Origin of the sequence: Pseudoalteromonas sp. 1_2015MBL_MicDiv (assembly GCF_002407505.1) — a bacterium.
Taxonomy (GTDB): domain Bacteria; phylum Pseudomonadota; class Gammaproteobacteria; order Enterobacterales; family Alteromonadaceae; genus Pseudoalteromonas; species Pseudoalteromonas fuliginea.
Map to the genome: position 1 here is coordinate 1,608,339 of NZ_CP012737.1, position 19,311 is coordinate 1,627,649.

At 38.3% G+C, this 19,311-nt stretch carries 14 protein-coding genes; 6 read left to right on the forward strand and 8 right to left on the reverse strand.

Annotated features, from left to right (window positions below):
• Nucleotides 1-434: 434 nt before the first annotated feature.
• A complete protein-coding gene (locus AOR04_RS07340; protein WP_096792913.1) occupies nucleotides 435-749 on the reverse strand; it encodes a DUF962 domain-containing protein in 315 nt (104 codons plus the stop codon).
• A gap of 167 nt (nucleotides 750-916) precedes the next feature.
• Here AOR04_RS07340 and AOR04_RS07345 point away from each other — a divergent pair, with 167 nt between their 5' ends.
• The gene (locus AOR04_RS07345; protein ID WP_096792914.1) at nucleotides 917-3,073 is read left to right on the forward strand and encodes a prolyl oligopeptidase family serine peptidase; all 2,157 of its coding nucleotides are present in this window, start codon (nucleotides 917-919) and stop codon (nucleotides 3,071-3,073) included.
• A gap of 637 nt (nucleotides 3,074-3,710) precedes the next feature.
• On the opposite strand, the gene AOR04_RS07355 is transcribed toward AOR04_RS07345, so the two are convergent.
• Together AOR04_RS07355 and AOR04_RS07360 are read right to left on the reverse strand one after the other, a co-directional pair.
• Nucleotides 3,711-4,574 carry a hypothetical protein gene (locus AOR04_RS07355; protein WP_096792916.1) on the reverse strand — a complete coding sequence of 288 codons (864 nt, stop codon included), beginning with the start codon at nucleotides 4,572-4,574 and terminating at the stop codon, nucleotides 3,711-3,713.
• A 159-nt stretch (nucleotides 4,575-4,733) separates the two neighbouring features.
• Entirely contained in the window at nucleotides 4,734-6,026 is a 1,293-nt protein-coding gene (locus AOR04_RS07360; protein WP_096792917.1) for an anti-phage deoxyguanosine triphosphatase, read from the reverse strand.
• Nucleotides 6,027-6,273: 247 nt separating this feature from the next.
• Between AOR04_RS07360 and AOR04_RS07365 the strand changes: the two genes are divergently transcribed.
• Both AOR04_RS07365 and AOR04_RS07370 read left to right on the forward strand, forming a co-directional pair.
• On the forward strand, nucleotides 6,274-7,080 hold the full coding sequence (locus AOR04_RS07365; protein ID WP_096792918.1) for a glucosaminidase domain-containing protein: 807 nt from the start codon (nucleotides 6,274-6,276) through the stop codon (nucleotides 7,078-7,080).
• Nucleotides 7,073-7,741, forward strand: a complete 669-nt coding sequence (locus AOR04_RS07370; protein ID WP_198403013.1) for a DUF2987 domain-containing protein — start codon at nucleotides 7,073-7,075, stop codon at nucleotides 7,739-7,741. Before AOR04_RS07365 ends, AOR04_RS07370 begins: the two co-directional genes overlap by 8 nt.
• A 64-nt stretch (nucleotides 7,742-7,805) precedes the next feature.
• Here AOR04_RS07370 and AOR04_RS07375 read toward each other — a convergent pair whose 3' ends face one another.
• From AOR04_RS07375 to AOR04_RS07385, 3 genes are all read right to left on the reverse strand, one after another.
• Entirely contained in the window at nucleotides 7,806-8,810 is a 1,005-nt protein-coding gene (locus AOR04_RS07375; RefSeq protein WP_096792919.1) for a LacI family DNA-binding transcriptional regulator, read from the reverse strand.
• Between the two features lie 283 nt (nucleotides 8,811-9,093).
• Nucleotides 9,094-10,422 carry a glycoside-pentoside-hexuronide (GPH):cation symporter gene (locus AOR04_RS07380; RefSeq protein ID WP_007375457.1) on the reverse strand — a complete coding sequence of 443 codons (1,329 nt, stop codon included), beginning with the start codon at nucleotides 10,420-10,422 and terminating at the stop codon, nucleotides 9,094-9,096.
• Between the two features lie 46 nt (nucleotides 10,423-10,468).
• A complete protein-coding gene (locus AOR04_RS07385; RefSeq protein WP_096792920.1) occupies nucleotides 10,469-11,797 on the reverse strand; it encodes a GH1 family beta-glucosidase in 1,329 nt (442 codons plus the stop codon).
• Nucleotides 11,798-12,065: 268 nt separating this feature from the next.
• Between AOR04_RS07385 and AOR04_RS07390 the strand changes: the two genes are divergently transcribed.
• Both AOR04_RS07390 and AOR04_RS07395 read left to right on the forward strand, forming a co-directional pair.
• Nucleotides 12,066-13,340, forward strand: coding sequence for a sugar MFS transporter (locus AOR04_RS07390; RefSeq protein WP_096792921.1), 1,275 nt, complete (start codon nucleotides 12,066-12,068; stop codon nucleotides 13,338-13,340).
• Nucleotides 13,340-15,892, forward strand: a complete 2,553-nt coding sequence (locus tag AOR04_RS07395) for a glycoside hydrolase family 3 protein (protein WP_096792922.1) — start codon at nucleotides 13,340-13,342, stop codon at nucleotides 15,890-15,892. Before AOR04_RS07390 ends, AOR04_RS07395 begins: the two co-directional genes overlap by 1 nt.
• Nucleotides 15,893-16,078: 186 nt before the next feature.
• Here AOR04_RS07395 and AOR04_RS07400 read toward each other — a convergent pair whose 3' ends face one another.
• A complete protein-coding gene (locus tag AOR04_RS07400; protein ID WP_008138320.1) occupies nucleotides 16,079-16,969 on the reverse strand; it encodes a TIGR01777 family oxidoreductase in 891 nt (296 codons plus the stop codon).
• Between the two features lie 170 nt (nucleotides 16,970-17,139).
• Here AOR04_RS07400 and AOR04_RS07405 point away from each other — a divergent pair, with 170 nt between their 5' ends.
• Entirely contained in the window at nucleotides 17,140-18,177 is a 1,038-nt protein-coding gene (locus AOR04_RS07405; RefSeq protein WP_096792923.1) for an AI-2E family transporter, read from the forward strand.
• Between the two features lie 44 nt (nucleotides 18,178-18,221).
• Here the strand turns inward: AOR04_RS07405 and AOR04_RS07410 are convergent, their stop codons facing one another.
• A complete protein-coding gene (locus tag AOR04_RS07410) occupies nucleotides 18,222-19,304 on the reverse strand; it encodes a flavin monoamine oxidase family protein (RefSeq protein WP_096792924.1) in 1,083 nt (360 codons plus the stop codon).
• Between the last annotated feature and the right edge of the window lie 7 nt (nucleotides 19,305-19,311).

Here is a 19,311-nt window from a genome sequence, read left to right on the forward strand (position 1 = left end):
ATATACTTAATTAACAAAGTCAGTCAATTGAATAACATTCAATTAATCTAGGGATTTTTATAATTACATTTGGTTGTTTTTTATAATGACCATTGTTTTAGTTATATAGCTAAGGTGATTGCTAAGTAATTGATGAATAATGAATTTTATTTAAAAGTTAAATTTAACGTTTAGTTAACTGGTAAGATGAGATTGATGGGTTTAATTAATTGAGAGTAGGAAGCCGTTTTTATTGGGCTGGCAATAAACAGCTGTTGAGCTATAAATATTTTTAAAAAATGTAAAATACAAAACCACCCATTAAATGTTAACTAAATTAACATTTAATGGGTGGTTTATAAATTATGTACTACTTATTAGAACCTATACTCTAAAGCATGAAGTAATTTTGTTTTTATAAGTAATTGGTATAAAAAAGAGTGCTAAAAATAGTGTTAAAATTTAATTTTTCCTACAAGCATATCTTTAAACATTACCCAATCTCCCCACAAACTGTAAAAAGGGTGTTTAAAAGTAGCAGGGCGGTTTTTTTCAAAAAAGAAATGCCCGACCCACGCAAACCCATATCCAATAACAGGTAATAGCCATAATAAACTGTATTGCTGTTTCAATAATGCTATTGCAATTACAGCAAGAACCAGTGTGCTTCCTATAAAATGTAAGCGGCGGCAAATAACGTTGCGGTGCTCTTTTAAATAATAAGGGTAGAAGGCTTTAAAGCTTTTAAATGTGGGGTTTGTACTTTGCATTGCGTGCTCTTTTATTGTTTTTTATTTTATGAGGATTGTGGGCTATTAAAGCGCACCTTTACATTTGTTTACAACGACAAATAGCATTGAACGCATCTTAATAGACAAAAGGATTAAAAGTTAATAACTTCTTATGCTATTAATAATAAATAAGAACCGAACTCACCATGTTTAAGCAAACTTTAACATGTGCTGTACTTATGGCACTTAGCGGTTGTTCAGAGCCAACTAATACAGTAACTCAAGAAGAAGTAAAAGTATCAATGAAACAAGTAAATACAATTGTGTACCCAGAGACTAAAAAAGGTGAAGTGGTAGACACTTACTTTGAAGAATCGGTGACGGATCCATATCGTTGGCTTGAAGATGATATGAGCGGCGAAACTGCTGATTGGGTTAAAGCGCAAAACAATTTAACGTTTTCTTATTTAGAACAAATACCTTATCGCGATAAGTTAAAGCAGCGCCTTGAAAAACTAATGAATTACGAAAAAATAGGCGCTCCTTTTACTGAAGGCGATTACACCTATTTTTATAAAAACGATGGCCTGCAAAATCAATATGTTTTGTACCGCAGTAAAGAGGGCGGCAACGTTGAAGTATTTTTAGATCCAAACAAGTTTAGTGACGATGGTACGACGTCTATGTCTGGTTTATCGTTTTCCAAAGATGGCTCGTTGCTCGCATATCAAATATCTGAAGGTGGCAGCGACTGGCGTAAAATTATTGTTATCGATACTCACACTAAAGAGCAAGTTGAAGAAGCGCTTGTTGACGTTAAATTTAGTGGCATTGATTGGTTAGGTAACGAGGGCTTTTATTATTCAAGTTACGAAAAACCTAAAGGCAGTGAGCTTTCGGCTAAAACAGATCAGCATAAAGCGTATTACCATAAGCTAGGTACTGCTCAATCTGCTGATAGTGTTGTATTTGGTGAAACTGATGAGCAAAAACATCGCTATGTAGGCGCTGATGTAACTCATGACGGCCGCTACTTACTTATTTCAGCTAGTACGTCAACCTCAGGCAATAAGCTGTTTGTAAAAGACTTAACAAAGCAAAACAGTGAGTTTGTAACGGTTGTAGGAAATACTGATTCAGATACATCAGTTATTGATAACGAAGGCAGCAAGCTGTTTTTAGTTACTAACCTTAATGCACGAAACAAAAAAGTAGTGACGGTTGATGCAAGTAACCCAAGCCCAGAAAATTGGGTTGATTTAATTCCTGAAACCAAAAACGTACTAAATCTTACAAAAGGCGGCGATACCTTTTTTGCCAACTACATGGTTGATGCGATTTCGAAGGTAAAACAGTACAACAAAAAAGGTGAGTTAATTCGTGAAATTGCTTTACCGGCTGTAGGCACTGCTCGTGGCTTTGGTGGTAAAAAAGATCAAACAACGCTTTATTATTCATTCACTAATTATACAACACCGGGCACAACCTATACATTTGATGTATCAACTGGCGAGTCGGATGTTTATCGTAAGTCGGCTATTGATTTTAATAGCGATGATTACACGTCTGAGCAGGTGTTTTACACATCAAAAGACGGTACTAAAATACCGATGGTAATTACCTATAAAACAGGCATTAAGCTTGATGGATCTAATCCTACAATTTTATACGGTTACGGTGGTTTTAATATTAGTTTAACGCCAAGCTTTAGCCCGGTTAATGCAGTATGGCTTGAGCAAGGTGGTGTATACGCCGTTGCTAATATTCGCGGTGGTGGTGAGTACGGTAAAGACTGGCACAATGCCGGCACTAAATTGCAAAAGCAAAATGTGTTTGACGACTTTATTGCGGCGGCTGAGTACTTAAAAGATAAAAAGTACACCTCTAAAAAACGCTTAGCACTTCGCGGTGGCTCTAATGGTGGCTTATTGGTTGGCGCCGTAATGACGCAGCGCCCAGACTTATTTCAAGTTGCTCTTCCTGCTGTAGGTGTACTTGATATGCTGCGCTACCATACATTTACAGCAGGCGCTGGTTGGGCATACGACTACGGTACCAGTGAGCAAAGCAAAGAAATGTTTGAATACATTAAAGGTTACTCACCACTTCATAATGTAAAAGCAGGTGTTGAGTATCCAGCTACAATGATCACAACGGGCGATCATGATGACCGCGTTGTTCCTTCGCATTCGTTTAAGTTTGCCGCTGAGCTTCAAGCAAAGCAAACGGGTAATAATCCAACGCTTATTCGCATAGAAACCAATGCGGGGCATGGTGCAGGTACTCCAACAAGCAAAACAATTGAGCAGTTTGCTGATATATTTGGTTTTACGCTATATAACATGGGTGTAGAGTCGTTATAAAAGCGCTTTAACAAAATAGCTAACAAAATAGCTAACAAAATAGTCAAAACAAAAAAAGCCGAGTAAAGTTAATTTACTCGGCCTTTTCTTTTTTTTTGTGTAAGCTAATGGATATAGGTTGTTTTTTAAGTATTTTTATTTGGGTTAATAATAAAAACCAGATTATAAAAATGAAAGTTAACTTTCCTTATTATCATGATACGAGCTCTTATAATTTAATATTCGCTCGATCACAAAACACATACACTGTAATAGCAGCATACTAGCACTCACCCACTGTAATCCATCATAGTTAAATATTATTGATATCAAAAATAAGCTACCAAATAGCCCAAGATATAATTTGTAATCTTTTAAATTAATAACTCTTATCTTACAATTTTCATATGAAAGTATAGTTAGCAATAAAATACTAAAAATTAAATATATTAAGGTAATAATGTAAGAGCTTATTGAACCAAAAGCAAAAAAATACAACCATAAAAGATAGTAATTTATAAAGCTTTCAAATGTTTCTTTACCAGAAAGTTCAAAAACTTTAATACAAATAAAAGGTGATATAAGCGGTAATAAAAATATAAAAAGTATATCCATAATAACATCCAAAATAGGAGGGTGAAATTTTTAGATTATATGATTAATAACAGACTTGCTGTATTATGTCTCCCCCACCAGAATTAGTCCAGACGTTCATACATACAAAGCCTCTTTCAAGGGTTTCGACTCCATCCCAGTTACTCCCACCCTCTGAGCCACTTCCTGATGATTGGCTTGAGCGTATATTAATCAATTTACCGCCCTTAATGACTAGCGTATCACCTGCTTTTAAATCAGTTTGATACCAATTAGTGCTAGTCAAAACCTCGTTTGTGGCTACAGCAGTAGCAGTTGCAGTGAGGTTCGCACTAATAAAAACTTTTAACGCTTTTGCAACCTGTGTTGCTAGCTTCCCCACCCGATGTGAAGTTATTAAGGAAATTGCAATTCTTCTCGCATCATTATTACCATCGATAAATGGCTGATTTATCGTAAGTTCTATTTTTTGGCTGGATATGTAATTTATAAAATCATTTTTCACCCATTGCTCACAGCTATAATCTGGGTCGTATTTACATTCTAAAGGCATATCTAATAACCCAATAGCATTATCTTTTTCTATATTATTACCCGCTAATAAAGTCGAGGATGTAGTAACGCCAGAATAAAATTCATCCAAGTAATCTTTTAGAGTAATGCTTTCAATGAATTGATCATCACTAAAAAAATTAAAAACCTGTGATTCACTCAAAAACGTATCATAAAAACTGAATAGATATTTCAGTTCTTTATGTATATCACAACCAAACTTACAGGTAATATTCAAATGCCCATTATCGTCTAGAGGGTAAATTGTAGGTTCCTTGGGTTTTATGGAGTTCATGTATTTTGTTAAGTCATTTGCGTTGACCACATTAGAAAAGCTTAGTACGGAGAGTAAAACAACTGAGCATAGTATTTTCATGGAATTTCCTTATAAATAAATTTTAATCAGTGAACCATAGCTTTTGTTTAACAAAAATTCAATCATTAATTGACCTTGCATCTCATTTTTTTACTTTGTTTTTTTAATTTAACAGGTAAATGGTTTAAAATTAGTTGAACTTTACTTCGTATTACATTTTTATTGCATAGGTGAAAACAATCGTTGATACGTTTTATAAGCGTATTCGTCGGTCATTCCGCTCAAATAATCGCAAATTATACGCATACCTTGGTTTTGCTTTTGTGCTTCTATGTATTGTGCTTGTGTTGTTTCGGGCAATAAACGCAGCGGATCGCTAGCAAAAGCGGTAAATAACTCTATTAGTAAGTTTTGACCTTTGAACTCTATTTGCTGCATTTCGGGGTCACGTATTAAACGTTGAAACACAAAATGCTTAAGTATTTGCAATACACTGTCGTATTGGGCATCTAATTTAGCGGTGTTCTTTAAAATAGGGCATTCAAAGTCATCGTTTTGAATATCTAAATGTATATGAATAATAAAGGTATTAACCAGCTCACCTATGGCATCTTTTCGCTCATAATCATTTTTTGAAAACAAACGCTGGGTCAGCGATTCAAGCATGGTGTTTAACCAGGCAAAATTTAGTGCTTTTAAATGAGGCAGAGCATGAGTTTGCCAATCGTCTAACGTAAGTACGTGGGTTGCAATGGCATCTTCTAAGTCGTGTACCGCGTATGCTATATCGTCGGCGTGTTCCATTATGGCGCTATCGAGCGATTTATACGTTGTTTTAGCGCGGTACTTATCAATAGCGGCATGGCTACCTAGCAATGTTTTATCGTTTTCAATTAGTGGTTCTACTATCCAATTAAATATGGCTGCATCGTCGTTGTATAACCCTTTGGCAGGTCTCCAATCATCCGCTTTTATAAATGCACGACCGGTTGTATCGTCAGGAATGGTATGCCAAAGCGTATTAATAAACGCGGGGTATTTTATAAAGCCTAATAAAGTACGACGAGTGAGGTTCATGCCGTGGCCATTACTGTAGGGCTCAAGTTTTGCAACTATGCGCAGTGTTTGTGCGTTACCTTCAAAACCACCGTGATCGCGCATCATGTAATTTAGTGCTATTTCACCACCATGCCCAAAAGGCGGATGGCCAATATCGTGCGCTAAACACAGTGTTTCTAGCAGTCCGGTTGATGGAAAGTGCGTAAAGTCACTATGTTGCGCTTTTAAATGGCGCAATATGCCGGTACCAATTTGCGATACTTCTAAAGAGTGGGTAAGGCGAGTGCGGTAAAAGTCGTTTAGGCCAATGCCCATAATTTGAGTTTTAGCTTGCAAACGCCTAAATGCAGCGGCATGAATAATACGCGAACGATCGACCTGCCACGGCGAGCGGTTATCGCTAGGACGATGTTTATATTGCTCTATTATTCGGCTTTGCCATTGTTTATCCATACTGCTTACTCACACATAGTTAATATTATTAAACTTTGCTTAGTATACCCATGCACTTATAAATTGCGAATGAACAAATGCACTACATAGGCTCTGTTTTATCTAAAACCCAAATACATTGCGAAGATTCAACCGTAAAAGGTTATCAAACCCCAGTTATTCGCGTTTATAAAGTGGCTTAGGTATAATGCGCCTTCGTATGCTTGTGTATAAACCATGCATAGTTGTTGTTTCAAAGAGAGAATACATGTTAAAAACGATTTTTAAGCTTTTACTAACCGTGTTTTTTGTATGGGCGCTTGCATATCCGTTTATACAAAGTGACGATGTTGAATCGGAAGAACAAACGTCAGAACAACCAAAAAAAGTGAAGAAAAAAGAAAAACCATTACATAATGTAAAACTGCCAAAGTTTTCAGAATTTAGTGATGTTAAAGAAAAAAAACATGCATTTTTTAGCTTTATTCGTCCGCACGTTGAAGCCGAAAATAAAAAAATACTACAGCAACGCGCTAAGCTTGAAATAGCACGCATGATGCTTGAGGATAACGAGCCACTGCAATCTAAACAAAGCAAAGATATTGTTAAAATTTTAAAGTCGTACGGCTTACCAACCACGGTTGATACGCTAATACTTACACAAGCACTGCGCCGTGTTGATATAATTCCTAAAGAATTAGCGCTTATGCAAGCAGCGAATGAATCTGCGTGGGGCACATCGCGTTTTGCACGTATTGGCCTTAACTTTTTTGGTCAGTGGTGTTATTCAAAAGGTTGTGGCATGGTGCCAAGACGCCGTAATACAGGTGCTGTGCATGAAGTGGCTGCGTTTAAGTCGGTAAGAGCGGCTATAAATTCTTACTTTAAAAATATCAACACACATCCTGCTTATAAAGATTTACGCGCGATTCGCGAAAATTTACGCCTTGAACAAAAGCAGATCAAGGCGACAAAACTAACGCAGGGTTTAATGTCATATTCTGAACGTGGTGAAGCGTACATTGAAGAATTGAACACCATGATCAACCAAAATAGAGCTTACTTTGATGAATAAACGTATTCTAAATTGCGTGAGTGTTATCTCGTTGTTGTTGCTTAGTACGACGGTATTTAACGCCAATGCGAGAGAATTTGTGATGTCGTACGACGGTTTTTACGATCGCTTAAAGGTAGTTAACAAAGGCGATTTTCAATATGCGCGAGTTAACTTTTATATAAGTGATATAGCAACTAACGAAGCGTGCGCAATAAAAAGCGGTACTATTTTAACCGAAAAAAACGAGTATCCGCTCAACTTTACCGATAAAGCACAGCTACTATTACCGTTCGATAAGCAACTTGATAGCGATAAAGCGGTGATTGTTGTTCAGCCACAAAACCCTGAACATGATTGCCAATTAAAGTTACAAATAGAAGCAAATGAACTTGAAGGTTTAGCGCTTTCAAAGCAGTCGTTATATACCATTAACGAAGAACTTGATGAGCTGTTAACTGATCTGTCGGGCTTTTTTGTAAGTAAATTAATGTGGTTTTTATTACCAGAGCAAAAGGGCGTAGCAGTTACATTTAAAAGCCCAATGCAATTTGATGATAAGAGCATAACGTGTGAAAAGTCAGTGTGTTACTTTGCAGTTAAAGATAGCTGGGAAGATGATACCGCAGCATTTGGCGATATATCGCAGGTTATTAAAGTAACGCCTTGGATTGTTAAGTAGCTCACATACAAAAGCGGCATTTAGCCGCTTTTTTTGTAGCAAAATTAGTATTTGCTTTTAGTCTTTATTTAATAAGTGGTGAAGATGAATCGCGCTGCATTAAAGTGGGTTCAAAAAAGCGATTTATAACAAGGTTTTTATTTTGATAAACATCTTTAAGCACTAATTTAGCGGCCATTTCGCCCATTTTCCCGACCGGATTATCTATGGTCGTGAGTGTAGGGTACAGATAGTTTGCAAAAATAACGTTATCAAATCCAACAATCGATAAATCGTTTGGTAAATTATAACCGTGCTCTCGAGCATATTTCATAGCACCGGAAGCCATTTCGTCATTGGCGCACACTAGTGCAGTAAAGCTGAGCTTTTCATCAATAAAATGTTTTAAGCCTTCACTACCACCGGTTTCGTTAAAATCGCCAATGTAATAAAGCGCAGGATCAAATTTAATACCAGCCTCTGTGAGTGCTTGTTTATGACCCTCTAAGCGGTTAAAAGCATCGGCTTTAAACTGCGGACCTGCAATGTACGCTATTTGTGTATGGCCTTGATTTAATATAGATTTAGTGGCTAGGTAGCCACCTAATTGATTATCTAAACTGATACAGTTATCTTTTAATTGCTCTACGTAACGGCTCATTAAATAAACGGGCGTAGAGCCTTTACTTAGTTTTATTAGGTAGTCGTCTGAAACGGCTTCTACGTGCAAAATAATAGCATCGCAGCGTCTGCTAATTAAAAACTCAATGCCTTCTTGTTCTTTGTCTTCTTCACTGTGCCCGGTGGTAATAATAACGTGTTTACCCGCAGCACGAAGCTCCGACTCAATACCTGCCATCATTTGGGCAAAGAAAGGACCATGTAACTCAGACACTAAAATACCGACACTGTTAGTACAGTTAGAGGCTAAAGATTGCGCTATTGAGTTAGGCTTGTAGCCAAGCTGCTCCATGGCATCAAGCACTTTTTGTTTGGTTTTATCGCTTACACGGGTATTTTTGTTCATCACGCGAGAAACGGTGGCTAACGATACGCCCGCAAGCTCTGAGACTTGATAAATTGTTGCCATGTTATTTGTTCACTCGCTTATCCTTAACTAGGGTCTGTTGATCTTTGCGGATTAAAATTTGTTCAAACTAGGGGCTATTTAATCGCGGCGCGAGGTTTGTAACCTAGTGGGCTAAGTAAAAACCGAGCAACAAAGAGTAAATAGCCCCTAGAAAGAACCCTTTGGGCAGCGCCTGTTTGGCATTAATGCTACGTTATCGCCCATTTATGGGGAATAACCACACTACATAGGCTCTGCCTTGCCTAAATACCAAACAGACTGCTGCAAATTTAACCTTGAAAGATCAACAGACCCTAGTTGTTAGTTTAGATTGAATATTTTCAACAACCTGATTAGTCAGTGTATATTTTTTCATTATGTAGGCAACAAATAAAGATCCAAAAGCAGGCAAGACAGTAAATGAAAGTAAAATACCGTGTTGAGTATCAAGTGTTTGTACTGCATCGGCCTGATAGCTGTAAAAAGATAACAACCAGCCTGCAATTGCGCCGCCTACCGCCACGCCCATTTTAATAAAAAATATGACGCCTGAATAAACTAAACCCGTAATGCGTACACCTGTTTTTTCATGCCCGTAATCTATGGTGTCGGCCATTTTGGCCCACAACAACGGGGTTGCCATATCTAAAAAGAATTTCCATAAAATAAAGGCAGTAAATGCGAGTACTAATTGATCTTTACTAATAAAGTAGCTAAAACCACAAATAGCGGCAGCAATAACTTGTAAGCTTATATAGGCTTTTATTTTACAAAAGCGCTTTGCAAGCGGTTGAGCTAAAGCACAACCTACCATGCTTGCTGCAACGCCTAGTGTCATAAATAAGGTGATTAAATCGTCTCGACCTAAATAGTATTTTACGTAGTAAACAGCAAGCGTAAGCCTTAATACTTGACCGGTAAGTAAAAAGAACGCCGCTAAGCAAAGCGTTCGCCATTGATCGTTTTTAATTAATGCTTTAACACTTTGGGCAAAAGGAATGTTTTGCTCTTTTGGCTGTTGTATACGCTCTTTTGTGCCTAAAAAACAAAGTAAAAAAAGTACAAAGCCTAAAATGCTCATTGCAGTCATGGTGTATTGATAGCCCTTAGCTGCATCGCCTTGGCCAAAGTACTCAACCATTGGCATAGTACAACCCGCTACTATTACGCCGCCTAACATACCAAATACAAAGCGGTAAGACTGAATAGTCACGCGCTCTTTTGCGTCGCTTGTAAGTACACCGCCCAGTGCACAATAAGGAATATTGATAGCGGTGTAAGCCACCATAAGTAGTGTGTAAGTAGTAAAGGCGTAAATTATTTTATCGGTGCCTTCTAAATCAGGCGTAGTAAACGCTAAAATACTAATAATAGCAAAAGGAAGTGAAAGCCAAAGTAGGTAGGGGCGAAAGTGCCCCCAGCGCGTATGTGTTTTGTCAGCAAGGTTGCCCATTAATGGGTCGGTTACGGCATCAAAAATACGTACTGCTAAAAACATAGTACCGACAACAGCGGGTGATAAACCCACTACGTCTGTGTAGTACAGCATTAAAAACATCATAACTGTTTGAAAAATAATATTACTGGCGGTGTCGCCTAAGCCATACGCTATTTTTTCTTTTACACTGACCATGATTATTTATCCCGCTTTATACTTGTTTTTAGTTATGGGTATGCTCTTATCTTTTAGAGATGAGTTCTTTATAAGCTAAGCCACTGTTTTTAATAGTGCGTTGCTGGGTTTTATAATCTACATACACAATACCAAAACGTTTTAAATAGCCTTCTGCCCATTCAAAGTTATCCATTAAGCTCCAAGCAAAGTAGCCATGTATAACAACACCTTGTTCAATTGCATTATGAACCGCGTTTAAATGAGTATTATAATAACTTAAACGGTCTAAGTCGTTAACTTCACCATTATTATACGTATCGGGCATTGCTGCACCATTTTCGGTTATATAAATAGGCGGTAAGGTGTATGTTTTATTAAGCGATACGAGCAAGTCAGTGAACGATTGCGGATAAATTTCCCACCCCATATCAGTTAGCGGGCCCATAGGTGCAATAGGCTCATAAATGTCAGTAGGGTGCGCTTTATAAACTTGGCGGGTATAAAAGTTAATACCTAAGTAATCAATAGATTGAGAAATTAGTTCCATATCGCCCTCAAGAATCTCAGGCTGATGGTTTAATGGTAATTGATTAATTATATCGGGGTATTGGGCATCAATTATTGGTTTGATATACCACTGATTAAGGTAGTCGTCTGCAAATGCAGTGGCTTTTAAGTCTTCATCACTTTGAGTTAGGCTATAACACGGCGTAAAGTTTAGCACTATGCCATTTAAAGTATTAGGCGAGTTTTGCTTTAATACGCTCATAGCGAGTCCGTGGGCTAATAATAAATGGTGCGCTGCTTTACGACCATATTCTTTACCCACTTTACCTGGGGCATGGATACCAATTTCGTAACCTAAAAACGCACTACAAAATGGTTCATTCAGTGTGGCATAAGAGTGAACGCGATCGCCAAAGGCTTTGGTAATTAAATTTACGTAATGCTCAAAAGCGTAAGCTGTTTGTCTGTTAAGCCATCCGCCTTCATCTTCAAGATGTTGCGGTAAATCCCAGTGGTACAAAGTAACAAAGGCTTTAATATTGCGACGTTTTAGCTCATCTAAAATATCAGTATAAAACTTCACGCCTACAGGATTTAACTTTGCGTCTTGGGTCATCACGCGCGGCCATGAAATAGAAAGCCTGTAAGCATCTACGCCAAGTGACTCAATAAGGTCTATATCATCACGCCAAAGGTTATAGTGATCGCACGCGGTATGACCGTTTGAGCTATCGACTATTTTATTGGGCGTATCGCAAAAAGTGTCCCAAATACATGGGAGACGATCTTGTGATCCGCCTTCTATTTGAAAAGAAGCCGTGGCCACACCGTACACAAAGTTTTTAGATAAAAGCGGTGAATGGGGCGGTAGTGATAATTTTGTCATTAATAACAAACCTTTTGTTGGTCATTTACAGAGAGATCAGCCCTGTGTTTTTATTTAATTAATGCTGTATGCGTGGTACAAAAAATAAAAAGTGTTGAAATATACAGCTTGTTCGTATTTAATTGCATATGAAAGCGCTTACATTTAAGGTTAGTGTTTATTAATTCTTAGGTCAACTCTTTAATGCTTCTGGATGGTTTAAAGACAGCTGAAAACTGCAACAGAGCAGCTTAAGAATAGATTTATAATAATAAAATACGGAGAACACATGGCAAGTTCAGCACCAGTGACAACACACACACAGTCGCAAAACTATCAGGATAAAAATTACAGTTTTGCATTAACTTCTTTAACAACATTATTTTTTATGTGGGGATTTATAACCTGCTTAAATGATATTTTAATCCCACACTTAAAAGCCGTATTTAACCTAACGTATGTACAAGCAATGCTTGTGCAGTTTTGCTTTTTTGGCGCTTACTTTTTAATGTCACTTCCAAGTGGACACATTGTTAAAAAGCTTGGTTATAAAAAAGGAATCGTGGTTGGGCTTTTAATTGCGGCAGTCGGGTGTATATTATTTTACCCAGCAGCGTCTTTACATAGTTATCCTGTCTTTTTATTCGCTTTATTTGTACTTGCCAGTGGCATAACGTTATTACAAGTATCTGCAAATCCTTATGTAAGTTTGTTGGGTTCAGCAAAAACAGCGTCGTCTCGATTAACGCTTACTCAGGCTTTTAACGCGTTAGGCACTACGGTTGCGCCATCATTTGGTGCTCTGTTAATTCTAGACTCAGCGTCAGATGCCTTTTTAACACCGGCTCAAAATGCAGAGTCAGTTCAACTTCCTTACCTCCTTTTAGCTGCAATGCTTATTTTACTAGCCGGTATTTTTGCTTGGCTTAAATTACCAGACATTATGAGCGAGCAAAAAGCAGAAGCCGAAAAATCAGAAGCAATTGAAGGCAGTGCTTGGCAGTATCGCCATCTTGTATTAGGTGCTGTGGGTATATTTATGTATGTAGGCGCCGAAGTGGCAATTGGTAGCTTTTTAGTCAGCTTTTTAGCACAAGAAAATATAGCAGGGCTAAAAGAGCATGTTGCAGCTCATTACATCACTTATTATTTTGGTGGTGCTATGGTTGGGCGTTTTATTGGTGCTGCTGTAATGCAAAAACTACCCGCTGGTAAAGTACTTGGCTTTAACGCAACCATGGCTATTATTTTAGTCATTATTGCCATGAGCACGTCGGGTCAATTAGCAATGTGGTCAATACTATTGGTTGGTTTATTCAATTCTATTATGTTCCCAACTATTTTTAGTTTAGCGTTAAATGGACTTGGTAAGCATACCGCTCAAGGCTCTGGTATTTTGTGTTTGGCGATTGTAGGTGGTGCAATAGTGCCACTTTTACAAGGTGCGCTTGCTGATAGTGTGGGTGTTCAACTTTCGTATGTTTTACCTATTTTATGTTACATATTTATCGTTTTTTACGGCCTACGAGGCAGCAAACCAGTATTAGTGAAGGAGCCATCATAATGAAAACGACTTTTAAACTTAATGCATTAGCAATTGCAACGTTAGTAGGAAGTGTTACTGCATTAAGCGGATGTACTAACGAAAGTAATGTTGAAAAAGTAAATGTTGAAGCGCAATCAAAGCTTGAGAAAATTTGGCCAAAGCTTTCAATTGCAGTGAAAAAAGATCCAGCGATTGAAGCTCAAATTGTCACGTTTTTAGAAAGTATGACGCTTGAGCAAAAAGTAGCGCAAATGATTCAACCAGAAATTCGTGATATTACCGTTGAAGACATGCGCAAATATGGTTTTGGCTCTTACCTTAATGGCGGTGGTGCTTTTCCTAATGGCGATAAGCATGCAACGCCAGAGGATTGGGTTGCACTTGCAGAAAAAATGTATCAAGCATCTATTGATGACTCAGTGGATGGCAGCAAAATTCCAACTATGTGGGGCACCGATGCAGTACATGGCCATAATAACGTAATTGGCGCGACGCTTTTTCCACATAATATTGGTTTAGGCGCGGCTAATAACCCCTATTTAATAGAGCAAATAGCGTCTATTACCGCAGTAGAAGTAATGGCTACGGGAATAGATTGGGTATTTGCACCCACTGTAGCAGTAGTACGAGACGACCGATGGGGCAGAACGTACGAAGGCTATTCTGAGGATCCAAAAATTGTTCACGATTACTCAGCAGCGATTGTAAATGGATTGCAAGGTAAAGCCGATGGCGACTTTTTAAGTGATAAGCGCGTTATTAGCACGGTTAAGCATTTTATTGGCGATGGCGGCACCGTTGATGGGGATGATCAGGGAAATAATATAGACAGCGAGCAGTCGCTATTTGATATTCATGCCCAAGGTTACGTAGGTGGTTTGTCGGCGGGTAGTCAATCTGTTATGGCGTCTTTTAATAGCTGGAATGGCGTTAAAAATCACGGCAATAAATACTTACTTACAGATGTATTAAAAACACGTATGGGTTTTGATGGTTTTGTAGTGGGTGATTGGAACGGCCATGGGCAAATTAAAGGCTGTACTAACGAAAGCTGCCCAGAAGCGGTAAATGCTGGCCTTGATATTTTTATGGTGCCAACAGGCGCGTGGAAGCCGCTATATGAAAATACAATTGCACAAGTAAATGCAGGTAAAATAAGTATGAGCCGCATTGATGATGCGGTTGCACGTATTTTACGCGTTAAGTTACGCGCTGGGTTATTTGATAAACCAAGTCCGGCTAAGCGTCTTTACTCGGGTAAAACAGAGCTTATTGGCGCGCAAGCGCATCGCGAAGTAGCACGTCAAGCTGTGCGCGAATCGCTTGTATTACTTAAAAACAAAAACAGCTTATTGCCTATCGCAGCTAATCAACGCGTACTTGTTGCAGGTGATGGTGCCGATAATATAGGTAAACAGTCGGGTGGTTGGAGTATTACGTGGCAAGGGACTAATAATAAAAATGCAGACTTCCCTGGAGCAACGTCAATTTACAAAGGGCTTGAAGAGCAAATATCTGCAGCAGGTGGAAGTGTTACTTTAAGTGCTGATGGTACGTTTGAACAACGTCCTGATGTTGCCATTGTTGTATTTGGTGAAGAACCTTACGCAGAAGGGCACGGCGATAAAGATAACCTTGAGTTTGAGCGCGGAAATAAAAAGTCGTTAGCACTTTTAAGCTCGCTAAAAGAGCAAGGCATCCCTGTTGTTTCTGTGTTTATTTCAGGTCGCCCTATGTGGGTTAACAGCGAACTTAACGCATCTGATGCGTTTGTAGCTGCATGGTTACCTGGTACAGAAGGTGCGGGTATTGCTGATGTTTTATTAAAAGCGGCAGACGGCACCATCCAAAATAACTTTAAAGGTAAGCTATCGTTTTCTTGGCCTAAATCGGCGGTACAAACTGCGGTTAATAAAGGCGATGAAAATTACGATCCATTACTTCCTTATGGTTTTGGTTTAACGTATGGCGATAAAAACGTGCTAGCTGACGACCTTGATGAAGACTCTAAACTTGATAACTCAGGGCTTACAAGTATGGATATACTTGTTGGTGCACCTGTAGCACCATGGCGCTTATTGTTAAAATCGGGCGATGAGCTTTTAGATGTATCGAGTAGTACCCATGAATTTGGTGCAATTAAATACCGTACTGAGGACAAAACAGTACAAGAAGACGCGCGCCAATTTAACTTCAGCGGTGCAGAAAAAGCCAGTGCTGAAATAGTAACAAGCTTTGCAGAAGATACCATTGCCTACGTTGAAGCAAACAGTGTGATTAGCTTTGATATTAAATTAAACGAAGCACTAACGAGCGATGTAGCCCTTGCTATGACTTGCTCAGGTGAATGTGGTGCAAGCATTGATTTAGCAAACGTAGTGGATAAAACTATTGAAAATAAATGGCAGTCAGTATCAATCGATTTAGGTTGTTTTGCTGATAAGGGTGTTAATTTTGCAAACCTAACAAGCCCATTTAGCTTACGCAGTAATGGTAAAACATCAATTTCTGTAGCTAATATTCAGTTTTTGCCAAATATGGCAGGCGAGGCTACGCTCTCTTGTAAGTAGTTTATTAACTCTATTGTGTGTTTACCAAAGCCCTTCAAATGAAGGGCTTTTTTTATGTAGAGGATTAATACTAACCTGCATAAATACTTGAGTAATTTAACGAATTAAATAATTCTTAAACGTTGTTAATTTAGAACAACTAGATACAAAATCTAGCTTAATTTTGGCGCAGTTTATTTATAATGACTAAGTCAAACTTTCTAGGGCTGATTTAATATCAGGGTGATGAAAGCGATAATTATGAGCTTGCGCCTTACGTGGGATAACAAATTGCCCAGTGGTTAATAAATCTGACATTTCACCCATTAGCAGTTTAAGTACTGCGGTTGGCATAGCGATAAATGCAGGCCGCGACAATGCATTCCCTAAGCTTTTACTAAACTCGGCATTACTGACCGGGTTTGGTGCTGTTGCGTTAACTGGGCCTGAAATTTCTGGGTGCTTAATTATAAAGAGTATTAGCTGAATCATATCGTCAATGTGTATCCACGACATACCTTGCTCTCCGTTACCAATCGGGCCGCCTAAGCATAATTTAAAAGCGGGTAGCATTTTACCTAATGCCCCACCTTTTTTAGCTAAAACAATACCCGTTCGTAAAAGGCACACTCTGGTTTGTTCTGATTGCGCGAGTAAAGCTGCATTTTCCCACTCTTTACAAAGCTGGTGGCTGAATTCGTCGTGTGGGTTTTCAAAAGTTTCATCAATAGGGTTACTATTTTGTCGACCATAAAAACCAACGGCACTACCTGATATAAAAGTATGTGGGGGAGTGTTACTGGCTTTAATTGCTTCACTAATTTGCTGTGTAACACCAATACGGCTGTCTCGTATTATGTGTTTTTGTTTGTCACTCCAACGTTTATTAACAATCGGTTCGCCAGCTAGATTAATAACAATATCAACGCTGTTAAAATCCACTGAATTAACATTACTTACGGCTTTAACTTTATGGCCCAATAATACGTTTGCTTTAGTCGGGTTTCGGCTAAGCACAGTAACAGTATTATGGTGAAGTAAAAAAGGGCATAAGTGCTTACCAATTAATCCAGTCGCGCCAGTAACAAATATATGCATTATTAATCCTTACAATAAAATAGTAGCAAGTGATTAAAAAACATACTCGCTAGCAAACAGCTTTGCAAATTTATACGTAAAGCATACTTTTATGATCACTTGGTAATTATTTCATTTCATTAGCTTTTGCCTTACACTGGGGCAATATAATTAATAAAAGGATTAGTGAGTTGGCAAATTTAACTGGAGTGAATAAAAGTTTAATAGTTTTTGCTGCCTTGGTCGTTGTACTTGCGGGTATAAAATCAGCAAGTGTAATTATTATTCCATTTATTTTAGCGGCGTTTATTGCCATTATTTGTAATCCATTTATTAAGTTTTTCGCGCGATATCGAATTCCCAAAGGTATTGCTGTTATGTTAGTGGTACTAATTATTGTTGGTTTAGGCGTAAGCTTAGGTGGGCTTGTTGGGCAGTCCATAAACGATTTTTCGCAGCAGCTTCCTGAGTATAAAACACAGCTTAAAGAAGAGTTTGTATGGCTGGTCGATTTAGCATCTCAATACAACATATTGATTAATAAAGAACAGTTAATCAATATGTTCGATCCAGGAAAAATGGTCGATGTAGCCACGGATATGCTCACTGGTTTAGGTGGGGTAATGGCCAACATGTTTTTAATTATTTTAACGGTTGTGTTTATGTTGTTTGAAGGGCCGATGCTGAGTAATAAAATACACATGGCCCTTGATGATCCCGATAGTAAAATGAAACAAATAGACCGCTTTTTAGAGTCGATAAACTCCTATCTTGCTATTAAAACATTAGTGAGTTTAGCCACCGGTATAATCGCTGCATTTTATTTATGGATTTTAGATATCGATTATTTTGTACTGTGGGGAGTATTAGCGTTTATGTTTAATTACATTCCTAATATTGGATCAATTATCGCAGCTGTACCTGCGGTATTACTTGCCCTTATTACTCAAGGCCCATTAGTGGCAGGACTTGTTGCTGCAGGGTACTTAACGATAAATACGGTAATGGGCAATATTGTAGAACCTAAATTTTTAGGTAAAGGGCTGGGTCTTTCAACATTAGTGGTGTTTTTATCATTAATATTTTGGGGTTGGTTACTAGGCACTGTAGGTATGCTTTTATCTGTGCCATTAACTATGATTGTAAAAATAGGCTTAGAAGCCAGTGCCGAAGGTCAGTGGGTTGCCACTTTATTGGGCAGTGGTGAAGACGCCGCCAAAAATAACTAGTCGCTGTAACTATCAAGGGCTGGATAAATTACAGCTCTTGATTGCTAAAGACTAATGATTGAATTAATAGCTTCGTCAACTGCATTTATTGCACCCTCTAAGTATCCTGCTTCTTGTTTTGCAAATTCACTCGCTACAAAATGAATATTTAGGTTACTTAGCTGCTCACCCAAGCCTGAAAAATTAAATTCTGGGTGTTGTGAAGACTGAGTACGGTCGTCCTCATTGGCTACAAGCTCATCCTCTGCCCAGTCTTTAATAAAGTACCCTGTTGCCTTTTTAGCATCCTGACCATAAAAGTAGCTAAGCTGCTGGACACAGGCTTGAATTAACTGCTCTTTAGTTACTTCGCTTCGTGATAAGTAGGGCATACCTATAAAACCAAATAATGCGGCGTAATTATCATCTTCAGCACTGGCATCGTGAATTTCGACCATAGGGCCGACACGGTTAAAGCATTGTCCTGATAAGTTATTATCACGCCAAAATGCATGTTCAAAAGTAGCTATAAACTTGGCTTGTCCTGCCATCCATGTCGGTACGCTGTTGAGGCGGCTTATGAGTGTTGGAGTAGCCCATTGTTCAGGTGTTAAATGGGCTGTCACCATGCGTGCAGGAATTGCTGACATTAGTTTATTCGTATTGAAGTGTTTTATATTACCTAAATGATTCACTGTAATTTGCCAGCTATCACCGCTCTTTTTAAGCTCAGTGACATTGTGGTTTAACAATACAAAATCTGGATTAAGTTGCTCATACAATGCAGTTATTAAGGTATTCATACCGTGTTTGAGCCTAAATAATTGCATCTCTCCAGCGCCTGCAATTTGTTGTGGTTGCTCTGAATGTGGCGATTGGTATAACACATCGCCTTTGGTGTATTGCTCAAATAGACTTAAGTTGAGTGACTTGATTAGCGCTTGAATTTTTGGCTGGTGAGGAAATATCCATGTAGGGCCCAAATCAAAACTAACACCACTATTTATTGGTGATTGCGCCGAATAAATTCTGCCACCTAATTGCGATTTAGCTTCTAATAATAAATATGGGGTATTAAGTAGTCGCAACTGATACGCACTGTATAAGCCCGCCAGCCCACCACCTATAATAATTACAGGTTTAATCATTTTATTA

What these genes read in the sequence shown, in the direction of transcription:
- AOR04_RS07400 (WP_008138320.1), bottom strand. Translation starts at nt 16,969, where the DNA reads ATGCATATATTTGTTACTGGCGCGACTGGATTAATTGGTAAGCACTTA.
- AOR04_RS07380 (WP_007375457.1), bottom strand. Translation starts at nt 10,422, where the DNA reads ATGGTCAGTGTAAAAGAAAAAATAGCGTATGGCTTAGGCGACACCGCC.
- AOR04_RS07375 (WP_096792919.1), bottom strand. Translation starts at nt 8,810, where the DNA reads ATGGCAACAATTTATCAAGTCTCAGAGCTTGCGGGCGTATCGTTAGCC.
- AOR04_RS07395 (WP_096792922.1), top strand. Translation starts at nt 13,340, where the DNA reads ATGAAAACGACTTTTAAACTTAATGCATTAGCAATTGCAACGTTAGTA.
- AOR04_RS07390 (WP_096792921.1), top strand. Translation starts at nt 12,066, where the DNA reads ATGGCAAGTTCAGCACCAGTGACAACACACACACAGTCGCAAAACTAT.
- AOR04_RS07410 (WP_096792924.1), bottom strand. Translation starts at nt 19,304, where the DNA reads ATGATTAAACCTGTAATTATTATAGGTGGTGGGCTGGCGGGCTTATAC.
- AOR04_RS07355 (WP_096792916.1), bottom strand. Translation starts at nt 4,574, where the DNA reads ATGAAAATACTATGCTCAGTTGTTTTACTCTCCGTACTAAGCTTTTCT.
- AOR04_RS07345 (WP_096792914.1), top strand. Translation starts at nt 917, where the DNA reads ATGTTTAAGCAAACTTTAACATGTGCTGTACTTATGGCACTTAGCGGT.
- AOR04_RS07385 (WP_096792920.1), bottom strand. Translation starts at nt 11,797, where the DNA reads ATGACAAAATTATCACTACCGCCCCATTCACCGCTTTTATCTAAAAAC.
- AOR04_RS07370 (WP_198403013.1), top strand. Translation starts at nt 7,073, where the DNA reads ATGAATAAACGTATTCTAAATTGCGTGAGTGTTATCTCGTTGTTGTTG.
- AOR04_RS07340 (WP_096792913.1), bottom strand. Translation starts at nt 749, where the DNA reads ATGCAAAGTACAAACCCCACATTTAAAAGCTTTAAAGCCTTCTACCCT.
- AOR04_RS07365 (WP_096792918.1), top strand. Translation starts at nt 6,274, where the DNA reads ATGTTAAAAACGATTTTTAAGCTTTTACTAACCGTGTTTTTTGTATGG.
- AOR04_RS07360 (WP_096792917.1), bottom strand. Translation starts at nt 6,026, where the DNA reads ATGGATAAACAATGGCAAAGCCGAATAATAGAGCAATATAAACATCGT.